Source organism: Coleofasciculus sp. G1-WW12-02, assembly GCF_040219735.1.
Lineage (GTDB): Bacteria > Cyanobacteriota > Cyanobacteriia > Cyanobacteriales > Coleofasciculaceae > Coleofasciculus.
The window spans coordinates 1-17,464 of sequence record NZ_JAVJRX010000104.1; the positions used below are offsets into that span (position 1 = coordinate 1).

16 protein-coding genes are annotated in these 17,464 nt (G+C 45.1%); 5 read left to right on the top strand and 11 right to left on the bottom strand.

The window, feature by feature from the left end; all coding sequences use genetic code 11:
* Positions 1-761: 761 nt before the first annotated feature.
* The 4 genes from RID09_RS17410 to RID09_RS17425 all read right to left on the bottom strand — a co-directional run bounded on the left by RID09_RS17410 (position 762) and on the right by RID09_RS17425 (position 4,000).
* Positions 762-926, bottom strand: a complete 165-nt coding sequence (locus RID09_RS17410; RefSeq protein WP_446337192.1) for a hypothetical protein — start codon at positions 924-926, stop codon at positions 762-764.
* 26 nt (positions 927-952) lie between these two features.
* Entirely contained in the window at positions 953-2,119 is a 1,167-nt protein-coding gene (gene rnc / locus RID09_RS17415; protein ID WP_446337193.1) for a ribonuclease III, read from the bottom strand.
* A gap of 169 nt (positions 2,120-2,288) precedes the next feature.
* Entirely contained in the window at positions 2,289-3,215 is a 927-nt protein-coding gene (locus RID09_RS17420; protein ID WP_446337194.1) for a heme-dependent oxidative N-demethylase family protein, read from the bottom strand.
* A 230-nt stretch (positions 3,216-3,445) separates the two neighbouring features.
* On the bottom strand, positions 3,446-4,000 hold the full coding sequence (locus RID09_RS17425; protein ID WP_446337195.1) for a peroxiredoxin: 555 nt from the start codon (positions 3,998-4,000) through the stop codon (positions 3,446-3,448).
* A 1,063-nt stretch (positions 4,001-5,063) separates the two neighbouring features.
* Between RID09_RS17425 and ppsA the strand changes: the two genes are divergently transcribed.
* The 3 genes from ppsA (at position 5,064) to RID09_RS17440 (ending at position 8,901) form a co-directional block, all read left to right on the top strand.
* On the top strand, positions 5,064-7,565 hold the full coding sequence (gene ppsA, locus RID09_RS17430; RefSeq protein WP_446337196.1) for a phosphoenolpyruvate synthase: 2,502 nt from the start codon (positions 5,064-5,066) through the stop codon (positions 7,563-7,565).
* A gap of 332 nt (positions 7,566-7,897) precedes the next feature.
* Positions 7,898-8,263, top strand: coding sequence for an HNH endonuclease signature motif containing protein (locus tag RID09_RS17435; RefSeq protein ID WP_446337197.1), 366 nt, complete (start codon positions 7,898-7,900; stop codon positions 8,261-8,263).
* Positions 8,264-8,637: 374 nt separating this feature from the next.
* Complete coding sequence (locus tag RID09_RS17440) at positions 8,638-8,901, top strand: type II toxin-antitoxin system Phd/YefM family antitoxin (RefSeq protein WP_446337198.1); 264 nt, start codon at positions 8,638-8,640, stop codon at positions 8,899-8,901.
* A 91-nt stretch (positions 8,902-8,992) separates the two neighbouring features.
* On the opposite strand, the gene RID09_RS17445 is transcribed toward RID09_RS17440, so the two are convergent.
* From RID09_RS17445 to RID09_RS17455, 3 genes are all read right to left on the bottom strand, one after another.
* On the bottom strand, positions 8,993-9,331 hold the full coding sequence (locus tag RID09_RS17445; protein ID WP_446337252.1) for an element excision factor XisI family protein: 339 nt from the start codon (positions 9,329-9,331) through the stop codon (positions 8,993-8,995).
* A gap of 320 nt (positions 9,332-9,651) precedes the next feature.
* Positions 9,652-10,764 (bottom strand): tetratricopeptide repeat protein, encoded by a 1,113-nt coding sequence (locus tag RID09_RS17450; protein ID WP_446337253.1) that lies wholly within the window; start codon positions 10,762-10,764, stop codon positions 9,652-9,654.
* A gap of 86 nt (positions 10,765-10,850) precedes the next feature.
* Positions 10,851-11,750, bottom strand: a complete 900-nt coding sequence (locus tag RID09_RS17455) for an RsmE family RNA methyltransferase (protein ID WP_446337199.1) — start codon at positions 11,748-11,750, stop codon at positions 10,851-10,853.
* A 7-nt stretch (positions 11,751-11,757) separates the two neighbouring features.
* Here RID09_RS17455 and RID09_RS17460 point away from each other — a divergent pair, with 7 nt between their 5' ends.
* Together RID09_RS17460 and RID09_RS17465 are read left to right on the top strand one after the other, a co-directional pair.
* Positions 11,758-12,612 (top strand): DUF72 domain-containing protein, encoded by an 855-nt coding sequence (locus RID09_RS17460; protein ID WP_446337200.1) that lies wholly within the window; start codon positions 11,758-11,760, stop codon positions 12,610-12,612.
* Positions 12,613-12,830: 218 nt separating this feature from the next.
* Positions 12,831-13,382 carry a hypothetical protein gene (locus RID09_RS17465; RefSeq protein WP_446337201.1) on the top strand — a complete coding sequence of 184 codons (552 nt, stop codon included), beginning with the start codon at positions 12,831-12,833 and terminating at the stop codon, positions 13,380-13,382.
* Between the two features lie 114 nt (positions 13,383-13,496).
* Here RID09_RS17465 and RID09_RS17470 read toward each other — a convergent pair whose 3' ends face one another.
* The 4 genes from RID09_RS17470 to RID09_RS17485 all read right to left on the bottom strand — a co-directional run bounded on the left by RID09_RS17470 (position 13,497) and on the right by RID09_RS17485 (position 17,288).
* Positions 13,497-13,739 carry a PEP-CTERM sorting domain-containing protein gene (locus RID09_RS17470; protein WP_446337254.1) on the bottom strand — a complete coding sequence of 81 codons (243 nt, stop codon included), beginning with the start codon at positions 13,737-13,739 and terminating at the stop codon, positions 13,497-13,499.
* Positions 13,625-14,050: a hypothetical protein gene (locus RID09_RS17475; RefSeq protein WP_446337202.1), complete on the bottom strand. Its 426-nt coding sequence runs from the start codon at positions 14,048-14,050 to the stop codon at positions 13,625-13,627. Before RID09_RS17475 ends, RID09_RS17470 begins: the two co-directional genes overlap by 115 nt.
* Positions 14,051-15,550: 1,500 nt before the next feature.
* On the bottom strand, positions 15,551-16,660 hold the full coding sequence (locus RID09_RS17480) for a tetratricopeptide repeat protein (RefSeq protein WP_446337203.1): 1,110 nt from the start codon (positions 16,658-16,660) through the stop codon (positions 15,551-15,553).
* A 169-nt stretch (positions 16,661-16,829) separates the two neighbouring features.
* Positions 16,830-17,288, bottom strand: coding sequence for a YbhB/YbcL family Raf kinase inhibitor-like protein (locus tag RID09_RS17485; RefSeq protein WP_446337204.1), 459 nt, complete (start codon positions 17,286-17,288; stop codon positions 16,830-16,832).
* Positions 17,289-17,464: the final 176 nt, after the last annotated feature.

Below are 17,464 nucleotides of genomic sequence, written 5' to 3' on the forward strand. Positions count from 1 at the left end.
TGGTTGCCCCTCCGATGAGGTATGGTTGCCTCAGTCTCCTTTCGGGTAAAGTTAGCTTCGCCAATGTTATCGGTCGGTAACTATCCAAAAAGCACTGTTTCAGTGACCTTAAAACTGTTTAACTTTTCGGTTCTAGAGCAGCAGACTAGCTACGCATCCACTGGTAGGTCTTAAACACTTGCCGATAACGTAGTCAATTAAGACTTAGGCTGGTAAGCACAGCTTCAACTTGCTTGGCTTTTGCTCCGCGTCTTTAGACCGGGGTTGCTTACCAGATACTCCTTAAAAAACAAAAAGACCGCAGCTTTCGCTCTGCGGTCCACCGGGGGGTTCCATGAGGAACTCTACTCACCTCCGGTGAACCTCCCTAAACCAAAAATAAAAGTAGTTGTTGTAGTTGAGCATAGCTGAGGACTTTCTATGAAACTTTAACGAGATGCCTATTACTGGACACGATAGCAAGCTGTTGTGCCTAAGTCAATACCCAATCTAAATAAAGTTTCCGTTTTCCACAGGTGTGGAGGCAAGATGTAGGTTGGGTTGAGGGACGTAGGCGAGGAGCCTTCTCGAAGAGTAACCCAACTCATATATATATCGCACTACACGGTGTACCCAAACACAATGGTAGAGGCGACCCGCCGCATTCAATTAACATCACCCAACCCTTCATTTGATCAGGGGAACCCCGTATTAGATAGCGGAAACTATCTGACACCGCATTTGGACAAGGGCGAGTCGATATACCTTAATTCTCACACCACCTACGATATGCAGCGACTCGCCCCTACAACCGCGAAAATCCCGATAATCCCAATAATCCCGATCAGGTGGGTGTCGTAGATTTTGTTGGGGTTGAGGACTTCCTTGCCAAAACCATTTGATAAATTTCTGGATGTAATGCTAATCTCCCATTTTAGCTGTGCCACGCCACTATCCTGTGGGTCACGCAGATTTATCCCACTCCAACTTTTTTAAGTGCTGCTTCGGCTGCAAGTTTTTCAGCATCTTGTTTACGGCGACCTTTTCCGACACCGTAAACTTTACCATTTACGCGCACTTCAGCCGTGAATTCCTTAGCATGATCTAGTCCCGACTCATCGATAATAAAATATTCGGGATTCTGGACGAACTTTTCTAATGCCCACTGCTGAAATCGACCTTTGGAGTCCACGAGAATACTATTATCTAGAGTTGTTTCAGTGGAACAGAAATCTCTAATTGCAGAACTCAACAAAGGTTCAATAAAAGTGATAACTGCCTCAATACCTGAATCGATAAAGTAAGCACCAACAACGGCTTCAAACGTATCACTGAGCAACGACGGATTTCTGCGTCCTCCTTCTTTTATGGCACCATTACCTAACCTCATTTCTTTATATAAATCTAGTTCTTTTGCAAATATTGCTAACTGTTGCTCTTCAACTAATTTAGCTCGCAGACGTGTAAGTTGAGATTCGCTCATCTTCATCGCTGGATCATAATTATAGAGAAACGCACCACTAATAAAATTTAGTACAGCATCACCGAGAAACTCTAAACGTTCGTTGTCTTCACCTGCACTAGGGTTTTCGTTAATGTATGAACGGTGGGTGAGGGCACGCTTGAGAAGAGAAGGGTCGCGGAAGGAAGGAAGTTTGGATATTTCATCTAATCTTTCTATGATGTGGGATTCATCAGCAATATCAATTAGACTCTGACTTACCCTACCTTGTTGAGCGAAAACTATGACTTTCTTCCCTTTGTTTTTTAAGACATGACCTAGACTGGTAAAGTCACCATCTCCTGATGCGATAATGAAGATATTAGCTGAGGCATTACTATAGGCTTCTTCAATACAATCAACTATTAGTTGGTTGTCTACGCTGTTCCTGGTCAAGGAGGGAACGTGAATTCTTTGAAAACCAATACCACTTAAAAATTTGGCATATTTTTTATTTTCTCGCTGCCAATTGGAATATGCTTTTTGACAAATTACATCACCTTGTTCGTTGGCAAATGCTTGCAAAAACTCGGCTCTCTCTTGGCTGACTTTAACATTTTGGCAATCCCAATAAAGTGATACTAGAGGAGATGAATTATTTATCGTACTGCTTTTTAAAGTGTTATTTTTTTTTGCCATACTGATACATTAAACTTTACGACAATGAAACATTAAACTAATTTACTAGATTAAGAATTATTTATTTTTAGTTTTTGAACCTTAAATCATTTAGTAATATGGCTGTTTTTAATAAATTGTGTGTGAACTTAAAAGTATTTGAAAAACTTGTCCAACCCAGGCTGCCATTTTACAAAGGCTTGAAACTAGCTATATACTCAAGATACCCCAAAAGCACTTCCTGAATTGGCAGTAAGTTTTTATAATTCTGCATCTCAAGGGGCATTTGCTGGATAGTTTCCCTTAAATTATGAGCCATCTGGGGATTATCTTCAAGCACTCCCAACGGATGTACATAAGTACGCACGGTAAAAAGAATGTCACCACTCCCGGTTAAGCGTCTTAATGTCTGACGTTCAATTCTCAAAAACAGCTTGTCCCCAGCGTTTTGGCAATTTATCGTTGTCTCCCAACCGGGTTGTGTTTTCTCTGGAGGGAAAAATAGTTCGGGGGACTCAACAATACTCCAGTTTAATCGCCAAACCGGATGACTAGATTTGAGGCGATTGAACACACTATCCACAGAATGCGCCAGTTTTTCAGAATATCCGGGAACCGGGGCGTGGATTTGAGTCAGGGGACACCCCAACTTTTCTCGCAGTCGCCAACGTAAAGGAAAACACAGAGAAGCGGCGACTAAGCGATACCCTTGACGCGATCGCTCCATCAATAATAAATCCTCCTGTACCAGACGCCCAGCTAAATCCAGAGGTGCTGACTCAAAGTCAGGAATATGCCAAACTTGATTTGTTGCGATCGCCTCAATAGTTTGACCATGGCGTCGATAATGGTGGGGAAAGCGTTTCAGCAGATGATCAATCAGTAAATCTAGAACCTCTTTCTGACTGGCTTCGGTTCCGGGGAGACTAGCAAATACTTCTGAATGTCGAGACTTGAGCAGAGTATCTTTTTGCAACAAATACTTGACAAACTGATCATCAATTTCAATCCAATCCTGGGGTTCAAGGGCTTTGAGACTCATTCTCATTTGCCATTTTCCTTCTGCAAAGGGTAGATATATCGGTTGGCGGCTCATGGGTTGTGAAGAAAGCCTCATGGGTTCAATAATGGGCGACCCGATCCAATTGAATGGACTAGAACTGTGATACCAAATCCGGGGAACGCTACCCCGGTTATAACCCAGTCCGCGCAGGCGGACGAAAGTTTGTATAGCAGCGATTTCAATCGCCTCCTCTTGCTCCCCCTGCTCCCCCTGCTGTTGGCGCTTAAGTTGACACCAATGCAAGCGGGTCGCCCCTACAGGTTCCTTCTGATAGTGGATGAGGCTTAGGTCACCGAGCGCAACTCATCCAACCGTGCCAGTACTTCTGTACTATGAATCGCCGGTCGAACGCCGAGAAATGTCTCCCGTAAGATGCCATCAGGATCAATGATATAGGTATGGCGTAGGGAGACAAACCCCATCCAAGAGCCATACGCCTTACTCACTGACCCATCTGTATCTGCCAAAAGGGGGAATTTCAACCCCTCTGAGTCACAAAAATCGGCATGGGAGTCTACATCATCTGCACTCACTCCCAAAATTTGGGCATTTCTCTCTATATATTCAGGCAAATCTTGCTGAAAGCGACGAGCCTCTAGAGTGCAACCTGAGGTAAAATCCTTGGGATAAAAGTATAGAACCACCCATTTCCCCCGGTAATCGGAGAGCGATACCTCCCCATCCCCACTATTAGTCGGTAGCGTAAACTCTGGTGCAGGCTCATTTAGTGGCGGTTGTTTACCGCCGAGAGCATAAGCGGCGGGAGTGACGTGTAACCAAGTTAAGCAAGCTAGACAACTTGCCAAGAGAATGTTCACCAGGGTGCGACGAGAAATCATGATCGATACAGCGTGTTTGTTTTACATAAGTTTACAATCCTAATTTAGATCTTGTCAGAATCTGTGATTGCGCTATCATGTCTAGCAAGGTAAGAGTCAGTCGGAGGTAAAGCTCCCTTTGTAAGTCAGCCGGAGAGGCATGTCTGGGTGCAGGGGGTGTCAGGAAAATTCATATAGACACGCTCCTGAACATATTTGCTGGTGTAAGCAACCCCGGTCTAAAGACACAGGGTTTCCCACAACGAAGGATTTTTATGAGGATGAGTCCGATGGATAGGGGAAGGGGAATTATGGATGTTCAAAAAAAGATTCGTGTCGATCGCGCTCTATTAAACGTATAAATTCTCTATCTTAATTATAATGAGTTTGTCTAAATAAACACAAAATGGATCGATAAATAGACAAGGTTTGACACATCTAGCTGGGGATCATTGAAAAATGTAAGACATCTAAACTAATGATGTATAACAACCAGAGCTATCATTCGCGTTACCAACCCAAATAAACAATATTATTGTTGCTAATATCCATATAGATAGTGGCTTTATTTTTTTAGATTAGCTGTTACGGCTTGTCTATTTTTCGATAGTCTGCTATGGTAGAAGTGTTCTGAAAGAAAGGACTGTTTCCGACTTTTCTAGTCTCCTTTAGCTAAACAATTCTTCAAGGAGAACGCTGTAACTTTTCAACGCTACAAACTCGCCCAAGCGCGACAAGGCTGGGTTTGATATATCTACTCCCTAAGTCAAAATCTAAAAAATTGATGAAGATAAACATCAATTAAATCTATCCAGACTATAGGGATAAGGAATGATAGTCTAGCTGACGGCTTAAACTCTCAAGTTGAGTTGAGGGCTAGATTAGCGATGAACAGGAATATAACCAGACTTCCCACAAGATAAATGTGTAAATTACTACTAAATGTGTAAATCACTACGAATTTGATTGTGAAGTATGGTTCTATAAAAAACAGCCGATCCTAAAGAAAAGATTACCTAAAGTAATTTTCCAGGCTGACTCTCGGTAAACTGAACCTGAAACCAAAAGTAGGAGGAAATACTGAATGGTTGCAGCTACTGAAACAACAACATCTCAATCGTCCAAAGAGCAAGCTCTTATTCTGTGGTTTGAAGAGGTAGGAATTGTCGATGTTCCCTTGGTGGGTGGTAAAAACGCCTCCCTGGGTGAAATGATCCGACAACTGACCGCTAAGGGCGTCAGAGTTCCCACCGGATTTGCCACGACGGCTTATGCATACCGTTACTTCGTTAAGGAAGCAGGTTTAGAAGAAAGGCTACGCGAACTGTTTTCTGACCTCGATGTCGAGGATATGAGTAACTTGCGAGTCCGGGGTAAGCAAGCGCGGTCTTTGATTCTCAACACACCATTCCCGGAAGATCTGCGAACCGCGATCGCAGAATCTTACCTGAAGCTGTGCGAACGGTATGGCGTCACCGCTGAGTTTTGCGATCGGTTTGAGCCGGAATACCAAGAAGAGTGCAAGGAGAAAAGCCAAGCTGTTGACGTAGCCGTCCGTTCATCCGCTACGGCTGAAGACTTACCTGATGCCAGCTTTGCAGGTCAGCAAGAAACTTACCTGAACGTCTACGGTGTCATGGACGTTTTAGACGCTTGCCATCGTTGCTTTGCCTCCATCTTCACTGACCGCGCCATCTCCTATCGCACCCTCAAAGGGTTTGATCACTTTGAAGTCGCCCTGTCAGTTGGGGTGCAGAAAATGGTGCGCTCTGACTTAGCCTCTTCCGGTGTCATGTTCTCCATTGACACAGAAACGGGCTTCAAGAATGCCGCCCTAGTCACCGCCGCCTATGGTTTGGGTGAAAACGTTGTTCAAGGTGCTGTCAACCCCGACGAATACTTTGTATTCAAACCGACGCTCAAGGACGGGTATCGCCCAATTCTCGAAAAGCGCTTGGGCAGCAAAGAAATCAAGATGATCTATGACATCGGTGGTTCGAAACTGACCAAGAACGTATCCGTGTCAGAGCCTGAGCAAGTCAAATACGCCATCAACGACGAAGAAATTCTCCAACTCGCTCGCTGGGGTTGTATTATTGAAGACCACTACTCCGAAGTCCGGGGTGTCTACACCCCTATGGACATTGAGTGGGCGAAAGACGGTGAAACGGGTGATTTGTACATCGTCCAAGCTCGTCCAGAAACCGTCCAATCCCAGAAGTCAAAGAGCGTCCTTAAGAGCTATCAGCTGAAAGGAACCTCCGAGGTGGCTGTTACCGGTCGCGCCGTTGGCGAAATGATTGGTCAGGGCAAAGCCAAAGTGATTCTGGATGTCCACAAGATTGATGAGTTTGAACCCGGTGAAGTCTTGGTTACCAACAAGACTGACCCCGACTGGGAACCAATCATGAAGCGGGCATCAGCCATTGTCACCAACCAAGGTGGACGGACTTGCCACGCGGCAATTATTGCTCGTGAGATGGGCATCCCAGCGATTGTCGGTTGTGGTGATGCCACAGGTGTACTTAAGAGTGGACAAGAGGTCACCGTTTCCTGTTCCGAAGGGGAAGAAGGACGGGTTTACGAAGGGCTTGTACCCTTTGAAGTCCAAGAAACCCAACTGGAAAACCTACCCACAACCCGCACCAAGATTTTGATGAACGTGGGGAACCCAGAAGAAGCCTTTGGTTTGGCGGCGATCCCCTGCGATGGCGTGGGATTAGCCCGCTTAGAGTTCATTATCGCTAATCATATTAAGGTGCACCCCTTGGCACTGCTGAACTTCGATAAGCTCGAAGATGCCACCGTCAAGCGGGAAATCTACAAAATGACCTACCTCTACGAACGCAAGGCTGACTTCTTCGTAGACAAGTTGGCGCGGGGTGTGGCGATGATTGCGGCGGCATTCTATCCCAAACCAGTTGTGTTACGGATGTCCGACTTCAAGAGTAACGAATATGCCAACCTCCTCGGCGGTCAGCAGTTTGAGCCGAAGGAAGAAAACCCGATGATTGGCTGGCGTGGTGCGTCTCGTTACTACGATGAAAACTATGCCGAAGCCTACGGCTTAGAGTGTCAAGCCATCAAGCGAGTTCGGGATGACATGGGCTTAACTAACGTAATCCCCATGATTCCCTTCTGCCGTACCCCTGAGGAAGGGCGCAAGGTGCTGACAGAAATGGAGAAATACGGCTTGAAGCGGGGCGAAAATGGACTGCAAGTCTATGTAATGTGCGAGATTCCCAGCAACGTGATCTTGGCGGATCAGTTCAGTGAAGTGTTTGATGGGTTCTCCATTGGTTCCAATGACCTAACTCAGTTAACCTTAGGTTTAGACCGTGACTCTGCCTTGGTGGCTCACATCTTTGATGAGCGCAACGACGGGGTTAAGGAAATGGTGCGGATGGTGATTGAGAAGGCGAAGAAGAATGGTCGTAAGATTGGTATCTGCGGTCAAGCGCCCAGTGACTATCCTGAGTTTGCCAAGTTCTTGGTTGAGTTGGGTATTGACTCGATGAGTTTGAACCCTGACTCCGTGATGAAGACACTGTTGATGGTGGCTGAAGTTGAAGCACAACAAGGCTAAGTCTTGAGTGTCTAGAGTCTGCGTTCCTGATGGGGCGTAGACTTGGGTAAGAGCGATCGCATGTTTTCTGTGAGGAAGTGCGATCGTTTTTTTGTCAATATATTATACTTTTTATTCATGTTAGCAACAGATCCTAGATCCCTCCTAGCCTTGAAAAGGGGGACTCAGATAGAGTGGGTGTGATCGGGCAGTGTATCGGAATTTGAATTATGTGATCGTGTGTCTGCACTACTCGTAGTACTTGACAAACTTGCCTTTTATGATTTATGTTCACTATCTAAGTATATTTGTACTATACTAAACAGTAAACAAAAAAAAGGAGATTTTACAGAATGTTTAGTAGTGGAGTTAGCAGAGATTTCAGCGTGTTTGGTAATGGAATTTACACTTATCGATTAAAAGAGGAAGGAATGGACATCGGAGAAAAGGCTGCTGAAGTGGCTAAAGAATCTTTGAGAATTCAAGGGATTTGGGAAAAAGCTTATATTGTTCCAGGCTATAACCCAAGAGTTTGGCGAATAGACCAATGCAGAACATGGATTAAGAGGGATGAGTATGGAAATCGTCAATCCCCTTATGGATGGGAGATGGATCACATAATACCAAAATCTAAGGGAGGTAGCGATCATTTATTTAATTTACGCCCTCTACAGTGGTACAACAACGCTCGTAGACAAGCAGGATACCTTACTTGCTAAATCACCAGCACAACCTTATATAGCGCTTCCCAGGCAAATGAGGTACAGATTCTAAGCTACAAGCCTTAGTTTCAGCCAGATCGATGTACCTCAGCAGACTGGAAAATCCTATAGAGTTCAAAAGTGAATGCAAGTCAAAACCCAATTCCCTACTGGATCTTTTTCCAGGTGATCGCATTTCCGGTGGGGAGTGCGATCGCTTGTTGATAAATCGCTGTCATTGATTTGCACCAAAACAGATTCAGTCTATAATTGCCAATCATTATTCCATTGCATCCAAGGATAACCTCTATCTATACAAAAAGAGGGCTTAATCTTACCGGACTTTCGCGAGATATTAGATATTATTAAACCAATAGACCAAATATAAGACAATGCCAAGCCAGATAATCTACACCCAAGCGTGTAGTAATTTTGACAAAATTTACGAAGAGGCTATTGCCAGCCGCGAAGCTGTCATTGTCACTCGTGATGGTTCTGAGAGTGTCGCGATTATTCCTATCAACGAACTAAACCGCATCATAGAAACAGCTTATTTATTTCAGTCACCAGAGAATGCAGCGCGTCTGCTTGCGGCGATACAACGTGCCAAAACGCGGACTTTTTCGCCTCGAAGTATAGACGATTTACTTGGCTGAGTTTGGACTTGGCGAAGAAGCGTAAAACGTTTCAAAGCGATCGCGGATAATTGAGACAAGGGAAATCTCGCCAGCGATTACACCCTATTAGTTAACCTGGGGCAAAATCTGTATATTTTCGTACATTAGGTGCATGATAAGCCAAGACAATCTCTTGCTTCGGCACTCCTTTTTTAACTAACTGATCAGCGATCGCGTCTTCCGTTCCATCATGTTGCACCCAAATTTTGCCATCAATAATATCAACATGGATGGCACAGCCGTAGATTCGAGTGTTGTTATTTTTCCAGCCTAAATTGACAAGCTGATAGTGATCGCATTCTCGATCGAAAACGGTTTGACTTTTGATCGGATCATTGGCAGAACGCAACTGCGCCCTTGCCCTCAGCAAATCCTGAATTAGTTGACGATACTTATCTAATTTATCCAAGGCATCTTTGGCAGGCATTGCAAACCTTAGTCAGTTAGTAGTGGCGTGGCACACCTTATTTGACGAATTACAATTATATCCAGAAACCGTAGGGGCGCATGGCGTGCGCCCGATTCAATAGTCACATCTATCCCACAATTTTAGCTGTGTCAGTCAGTAGAATTTGTTCGGCAAAGCCACAATTCACTATCTTAGCCCTCACTGGTGCGTTACGCTGTCTTTGATGGGGCGTAGACTTTTTGAAAGAGCGATCGCATGTTTTCTGTGAGGAAGTGCGATCGCTCTTTTATCACTAGGCTTACTGCACAAAGCGGAAACCTTTAGTCATTTTTCAGGAAAACCAGTCCACTGTATAGCTCAAAGGCAGAATCCCAGAGGCTTTCTTGACGGCGAAACAGGTCAATGTGAGCAGGTAAACGAGTCAGCATTTCTCGGTAATCGAGAGCAGTTTCGGCAAAGTTGGTGAAATCTGACCAAACTGGGGTTTGAGGAAGTTGACGGTTGAGAAAACCCCGTAGGTTATTCCAGTTGATTCTATTGGTTGTATGGCTTAGAGAAGATGTGGATTTTCCCTGGGTTGGGTGGCTCTTTTGCTGGAGGGATAGCTCAATTCCCTGTTGAAACTGATAATCGCGATCGCACAAACGCAGGATAGTTTTTCTTGTCGGTAAATGCAAGTCGCAAAACTGGGCGTAGTCTTGGGTTTGAGTCTTACGCTGTAATTTACCACGAGCGTCGAGATCCACGACTTGTTCAAAAATAGGCAAGCGTCCCTCCACCAGTTGACTCACTTCTGACCACTGGAAGGGGAGAGAACCCAGTTGACCTTGATCATTTTCGCAGACAACTGTAGCTTCCTCCGAACTGACTTGGGAAAAATAATGGACGCTAAACACGTTAAGGGATTGAATCTGCGCCAGAATTGCCCAAAAACAGGGAACTGACCCCTGCTGTAGGGATGACGCATAAAATTTTAATTCGCCAATGGGTCCAACTCGATACAACCGCCAGCCGCGTGTAGGGAGTTGCAGGCGTGCTGTGTAGGGATCAATTTGCATAATCTTCGCCAAAGTTTGGGCGGCGGTGGGTTTGGCTTGGGGTTCAATAGGTTCGAGGATTAAAATGCCAAATTGGGTATTTTCGGGGTCAGCCGTGGCTTGAGCTAAAGCTTGGCGACGTTTTTCCTGTTCCCTGGCTTCTAAACGCCCAAGTCCCTGACGCGCTTGAGTCATAACTTTGGGATGCGTGGTATTTTTGAGTAAGTTGCGGTAGGCGGTTTCTGCGGCGTCTAGCTTACCCGTGGCTTCATGTAAGCGTCCGATATAGAGTCGCACCCAAGGGTTATTGGGTTCTTCCTTGGCTAACTGTTTGAGTAACCGAGCCGCTGTGCGGTAGTCTTTTTGTTTAAAGGCATCAGTAACTTGGTCAAGCATAATCGTCGAGAGCAGGGGGAGCTTATCTTGACGTTTCGGTGGAACGTCTGGAAACAAGGCAAAACTCAATACTATCTAATCCTTTTTTACCGGCTATTTACCTGTTGTACCTCTAAACTAGCGGCAATTAAAGAGAGAGCCATGAGCGGGGCGGTAACAGCACGTAAAATCCGGTGTCCTAGTGAAACGGGTTGAAATCCAGCAACGATGGCTTGTTCGATTTCTGCGGGAGTCCAGCCGCCTTCGGGTCCTGTCGCAATGGCGATAACAGGAAGTTTTGACCCTTTACTGGGTTCGAGGGCGTGGTTTTGACCCTTCACTGGGTTCGAGGGAACCTGGTTTTGAACGTAGGGACGGGTTTCACTACTATCGTTTGTTGTCACCCTGATGTTACTCAACCCGCCCTCATCTTCCTTTTCTGGTTTAGAGTTGAAAACTTCTGAGTTGGGTAAGCAATTTAACAGATGAGGAACGTTACCTCGTGCGACACAAATATAACAGTGAGTGGTGGAGTGGATAGCTTGTTCAATAGCTGAGGTAAAATCCAGGGGCTCAAGAATCGTAGGTACAATCTGACGTTCTGATTGTTCCGCGGCTTCTTGGGCGATACGCCGCCAGCGTTCCAGTTTGCGGGGACTGGGGTTGAGAATCGTGCGATCGCTCTTCATGGGCATGATACAGGTTACACCGAGTTCGGTTGCACCAGAGATGATATCCTCAAATCCACTCCCCTTTGGCATCGCTACCATTAAAGTAATAGTACAGGGTAATTCGGTTTGGATAGGAATAGATTCAATAATGATAGCTTGGGTCAAGTTAGCCGCTAACTCGCTCAACCACCAGTTTCCCTGTCCATCCATCGCAATAAAGCGATCGCCTTTACTCAGTCGCAAGACTCGCACCAGGTAATGCTGTTGGCTGTCGGTGAGGAGAATGTGTTGGTTTTGTCGTTGCGTGGGTGAGATGACTAATCGTTGCAGGTTCATTGTTGAGATGAATTTTTTATTGGGTTGTGCAGTTTGGGCATATAAGGGTTGGATAGGTGAATTTTATCCGCCGAAGAGTCAAGGGGGACAATTGCTGCATCTTTATAGTCAGCGGTTGAGAACTGTTGAAGGAAATACCACATTTTACGCGATTCCCAGTTCAGAAACGATCGCGCAGTGGAAATCCCAGATGTCACCCGGTTTTCAGCTTTGTCCCAAATTGCCGCGATCGCTCACTCATAATGGATTCTTGAAACCCTCCATTTCAGAGGCTTTGGCGTTTTTGGAGACGATGCGAGGGTTAGGAGAACATTTAGGTCCGGTGTTCCTCCAACTTCCCCCCAGCTATGAACCTGCATTTTTAGAGGATTTGGCAGCCTTTCTCGAAGCTTGGCAGAAAACCGAAGCTGCGATCGCAACAGAAGTGCGTCATCCTGATTGGTTTGAACAACCCCACGCCAGTCATCTAAATGAACTATTGACCCAACTGGGAGTAGGACGAGTGTTGTTGGATAGCAGACCTGCTTATAGTCACTCAACTCATTATAAAACGCCACTAGAAGTTCGCAAGCCCAAACTACCCGTGCAACCTGTGGTGACAGCAGAATTTAGTTTTGTGCGGTTTATTAGTCATCCCGATCAAGAGGTGAATCAGCCATTTCTCGAAGAGTGGGTAAACTGGGTGAATCAGGAGTTAAAGTTAGGGCGACAGATTTATTTTTTCGTTCACTGTCCCATAGAAAACTATTCTCCAGGTAATGCGCGACAGTTTCAACAGTTATTACAGGATCATGGTGTACCCGTTCCCCCGTTACCGTGGAATGAGATTGATCACTCACCCATACAATTGAGTTTGTTTTGACAGGGAAATAAAGCGAAAGGAGGGAAAAGCCAACACTACTGGGAGTATATCACCTCTAATCCTGATGTAGGGGCGACCCGCTTGCACAAATCAACAACTGTATCCACTCAATTTTATCGGGTCGTGCCTACCTACTTAAAATGCTTAATTGGTTACAATATAGACGCTCAAAAAGAGATAGAATATCTCAGCCTAAACCAGAATTTCCCCAAAAAGCAGTGATATACGACTGCGAGATTGCCCGTTGTATCCCTAACAACGAGCCTTCACCTGACCTAGAATACTGCCAAGGCTGGAAAGATTTTCCGGGAATGGGGATATCAGTTATCTGTGCTTACTCATCCTGGCAGGATCGATATCATATTTATTTAGAAGATAATCTAGCAGAATTCCAAGCACTAATCAATCAAGCCGAAGAAATTATCGGCTTTAATTCTATCGCCTTTGATGATCAACTTTGTGCCGCTAATGGATTACACGTCAAGACGACATACGACCTATTGTGCCATGTCCGTGTCGCCGCCGGAATGCCGCCTGATTATGTTAAAGGTAAAACTCGTGGGGGTTACAGTTTAGAGCAACTAGCCAGAGTTAATCTGGGGTATGGGAAATCAGGGAAAGGAAAATTAGCACCAGAACTTTGGCAACGCGGGAAACGAGGACAAGTAATTGATTATTGTATGGGTGATGTTAGTATCCTCAAAAAGCTTTATCAGCAGAGGTCAAGACTTCTAGATCCTACCAATGGAAAAATATTAACTCTAGACTGAACCTTCCCTTGTCATTCCACTGTAGGAGCGCACCGATGTGCGCCCTAAAAAAAGGGGTCAGAAGTATGGCTCAACTTCTAACCCCCGTCAACCAGCCAATTAACAATTGAATAGTTAGCAAGACTTGCGGCGACGCGCTGCGGCTAAGGAACCACCTATCAAGGCTAAACCTGCTAGCGTACCTGGTTCAGGAACCGAAACTTCGCCATCATCACCAGGATCACTGTTAGAAATAGTGCTAACTAGTAACTTGTCAGAAGCGCCACTAAACCCTGCTCCATCGACTGCTTGGAAGCGAGCGACAGCACGGAATTCTTGACCATTAAATAAATTTGCAAACCCTTGTAAGTGTAGGATGAAATAAAATCGGGTAAATCGAATCCAAATGCTACAAATTCCGAGTCAGTCGCTCCTAGCCCAAATGAAGTAGCCAGTTGATTTGTGGTATTGAGTAACCTTAAATCAAGTTGAACACCATCTGCTACATCAACGAAATTAAAATCTACCTGAGCCGAAGCGCCTGTAGCTGGAGTATTGGTTGAAGTACTGGTGCTATCAAAGTTAATGGTTAAGGCTTGTGCGGCGTTGGCTGAAACCAAAGAGGAAGCGAGAGCAATGCTTGTGGCGAGTAAGCTGGAACCCAGTAAACGAGAGGTGAAAGTTGTCATATTCTTGTGCTTGGCTTGTAGGATTAGAAAACTTATGAGACTTTTTTAGAATGGCAGAAGAATCAGCACCCTCTTCTTATTTACTACGTTACTGAATGTTTTAGTAGGTTGTCTATAAAAAGTATCTAAGTTTACAGAAATTTCAGCAAAATGCCTTGATTTATGAAGTCCTGATAAACGGGAGGAACGAAGACATCCTATCTCTCCTCAGCTAATTCTTTCAGACTGTAAAAATACCTACACTTAACTAGACACGGCAATTCAAGCCAAGTATCAATATGTGAAACGCTATATACAGCAAATTTGGTGGTTGATGAGGTACAGTCTATCTAAGTAAGATAGATCCCCGACAACTTCTACGAAGTCGGGGATCTGTTTGTATACCTCACTTACTACCAAAAGCGCTGTAAGCATTCACAACAACGAAAAAAAGGGGTTAGAAGTATCATTTAACTTCCAACCCCAATCAGCCAACCGATTCACACTCAATATTTAGCAAGACTGGCGATAACGTGTGGCTGTGGCGGCGATAGAACCAACTATCAAAGCAAAACTTATTAGCATAGTTGGTTGGGACGCAGAACCATCATCATGATCCGGACTATGCTCAGGAATATGAGGCATTGTACTAATAAGTATTCTTCTATTTGCTTCGTTGACTTGAACAACAGCGTCAGTAGTAAGCGTATGTGTTGATGTGCTGGTGTTATCCAAGGAAATAACTGAGGCTTGTACCGCGTTAGTTGAAACAAAACAGGATATGAGTGTAAAACTGGTAGCAAGTAAGCTGTGACTTAGGAGATGTAAAGGCAGTTGTTTCATGTTCAATAGAGGGGTGATAGGATTATAAAACTCAGGGGACTCTGGTTGAATAACTAAAAAATTAGTAATCCCTTATATTTTTATAATTTACTGAATCTGTGATTGCCTTGTCTACAGGAATGGAATGATTTCACAGAATATTCAGAAAATATTATAGATTTGTAAAATCTGAATAAATATGAATTTAAATTGAATATATGTTAAAAGATGATGAATTAAAAGGTTAGGAAGAGTAAATTTATGGCGTGGCACAGCTAAAATGGTGGAATAGAGTTTAGGGTTTTGAGAGGGCACCATCCTTTCATCCGTGTCAACTTAAGCCACAACCCTTGCCAATTATTGTTTCGAGCAGTTCGACACAAACTGGGGCGTGTTGCTTGCTCCCTAAGCTATTACAGGAGAAAGAGCAATCAGCAAGAGCATTCCCCTGCTCCCAGACGTGCCATGGCACGTCTCTACAAACCTTTTAGCGCTTAAGTTGACACCAATGAAGGCTTTGCGCCCCTACGGTTTCCGGGCGTAAGCGTCATTCATCTTGCTTAGGTGTGCCACGCTACTAAAATTTGCTTTGCCTTGAATGGTGCAAGATGTGAGTGAAATTCTAGTGAACGAGTCGGTTGGGTTGACGCAGGAAGCTTAACAGAATGAAAGGCTCGCATCCCCGACTACGAACCCAGTTTAACGCCGCGCTTTCTTTAAATCCTGTAGCAAGGATTCAGCTTGCTTGACGCCATCGCGATTGTCCTGACGACGGAAGAGATCACGCGCTTTTTCCACAGAAGTAATCGCTTCAGCAATGCGCTCCCGTCCTTTTAAAGCTAATCCTAAATTGTAATGGGCTTGGGCGTCTTGGGGGGCAATTTCAATTAAGCGCCGATAGGCAACAATGGCTTCTAAGTAATTTTTCTCAGTGAGTAAAATCTCACCAATAGCGGCTTGAGCTTCCACTAAATCCGATTGCACCGCCACGGCTCGTTGAAAGGCTTTCAATGCACCGGCGAAATTTTCTTGAGCTTGGAGAATTTTGCCAATTTGCAGATAAACTTGACTACTATTGGGTTCTAATTTTGCCGCTCGGTCAAAAACCTTCAGTGCGGTGTCGATATCGCCCTGACTTAACCAAGCCATTCCCAATGTAAGCTGAATATTACTATCCAGAGGTGATAAGGTTTCGGCTTGTTGGAGTGCCTGAATTGCCTCTTGGGGACGCCCTTGCTGGAGAAAAACCCTACCCAGCAACTGGTGAGCTTGAGCATTCTTGGGTTGAAGACTGATGAGTTTGCGGTAAACTTGGATGGCTCCGTCATAATCTTTTTGACGCAGGAGGACAACCCCCAATCCCCAATAGGAATTAATATGGTTGCTTTCAAGTCTCAGTGCTTGACGATACGCCTCAGCGGCTCCCGCATTCTCTCCGGCATTGGCTAAGCTGTAGCCAAGAGCATACTGAAATTCTGCATTATTGGGTTCAAGGGCAATTGCCTGTCGATAGGCTCTCGCCGCTTCTCGGAAGTTTCCCTGACGCGCCTGGAGATAACCGATTCCGGAGAAAATCCTGGCATTGTCTTGATCTAGATTAGCCGCTTGTTGATAGGCTGCGATCGCCTGAGGATAATTTCCTGCATCCACCAAGTCTCGCGCTTGGCGGAGTAATTCACGCAGCTGCTGTTGTTCCGGCTGTAGCTGGCTCACTAGCTGGGGTTGACTCGCTTGAGCTACAGGCGTTATGGTTATCGTCACGCCGGTGAGGAATAGGCTACTCACCAGAAATAGAGTCGGCTTGGACACAGCTAATCTTCTCGTCGCTATTGAGTGTAATGGTTTTGGTTTACGCCAACCAGAGCTAGACATCAGGACATCCTCAAGGGGCATAGGTAAGGGTTGCGGTGCCAGTTTTAAGAGCAGAAGTTTTGAACAAAGAGGATTGTAACAGAGAAAACCCCTCACTTTAACCCAATTAAGCTCGCGAGTAACGTCCAATCAGTTCCCCATTTGCCAGAATATGACCACTCATCGCGGCTTGAAGCTGCGCTTTGGTTACACCTGCATCTAATCCCAATGTGCGATTGAGGGCGTAGAGTTTAAAAAAGTAGCGATGGATACCACTGGGAGGACATGGACCGCCATACCCTAAATTACCAAAATCATTTTTACCTTGAGTACCGCCTTTAGCTAGTGGCTCTTGCGCCGGAATTCCTGGAGACAACTGGCGAGTTTCCGGGGGGATATCATAGACAACCCAATGCACAAAGGTTTGCCCAGGAGCATCCGGGTCATCGACAATTAAAGCAAGGCTCTGGGTTCCTATGGGGGGTGCATCCCAGTGGAGTTCGGGAGAAATCTCCTCTCCATCACAGGTGTACTGGGAAGGAATCATCTCGTTGGCGCTAAAGGCTTGACTTTCCAGGTTCATCATATCTGTATCTGATCAGGTTTGCGATTCTGTGGATGTGGAATTGTTTTTTGCCGAACTGCATTTGATGATATTACCTTAGTCGTACTGAAGCAAAAGGTTGAGGATTAGCGTGCTTCAGTAGCTGTCTTGACTCTCTCTCGGCAAGACACAATGGAGGATAGTGGGAATTTTTTCCC

Coding starts and splice junctions, on each gene's coding strand:
- RID09_RS17450 (WP_446337253.1), bottom strand. CDS start 10,764: ATGCTTGACCAAGTTACTGATGCCTTTAAACAAAAAGACTACCGCACA.
- RID09_RS17440 (WP_446337198.1), top strand. CDS start 8,638: ATGCCAAGCCAGATAATCTACACCCAAGCGTGTAGTAATTTTGACAAA.
- RID09_RS17435 (WP_446337197.1), top strand. CDS start 7,898: ATGTTTAGTAGTGGAGTTAGCAGAGATTTCAGCGTGTTTGGTAATGGA.
- RID09_RS17485 (WP_446337204.1), bottom strand. CDS start 17,288: ATGATGAACCTGGAAAGTCAAGCCTTTAGCGCCAACGAGATGATTCCT.
- RID09_RS17420 (WP_446337194.1), bottom strand. CDS start 3,215: ATGAGGCTTTCTTCACAACCCATGAGCCGCCAACCGATATATCTACCC.
- ppsA (WP_446337196.1), top strand. CDS start 5,064: ATGGTTGCAGCTACTGAAACAACAACATCTCAATCGTCCAAAGAGCAA.
- RID09_RS17425 (WP_446337195.1), bottom strand. CDS start 4,000: ATGATTTCTCGTCGCACCCTGGTGAACATTCTCTTGGCAAGTTGTCTA.
- RID09_RS17455 (WP_446337199.1), bottom strand. CDS start 11,750: ATGAACCTGCAACGATTAGTCATCTCACCCACGCAACGACAAAACCAA.
- rnc (WP_446337193.1), bottom strand. CDS start 2,119: ATGGCAAAAAAAAATAACACTTTAAAAAGCAGTACGATAAATAATTCA.
- RID09_RS17460 (WP_446337200.1), top strand. CDS start 11,758: ATGAATTTTTTATTGGGTTGTGCAGTTTGGGCATATAAGGGTTGGATA.
- RID09_RS17475 (WP_446337202.1), bottom strand. CDS start 14,050: ATGACAACTTTCACCTCTCGTTTACTGGGTTCCAGCTTACTCGCCACA.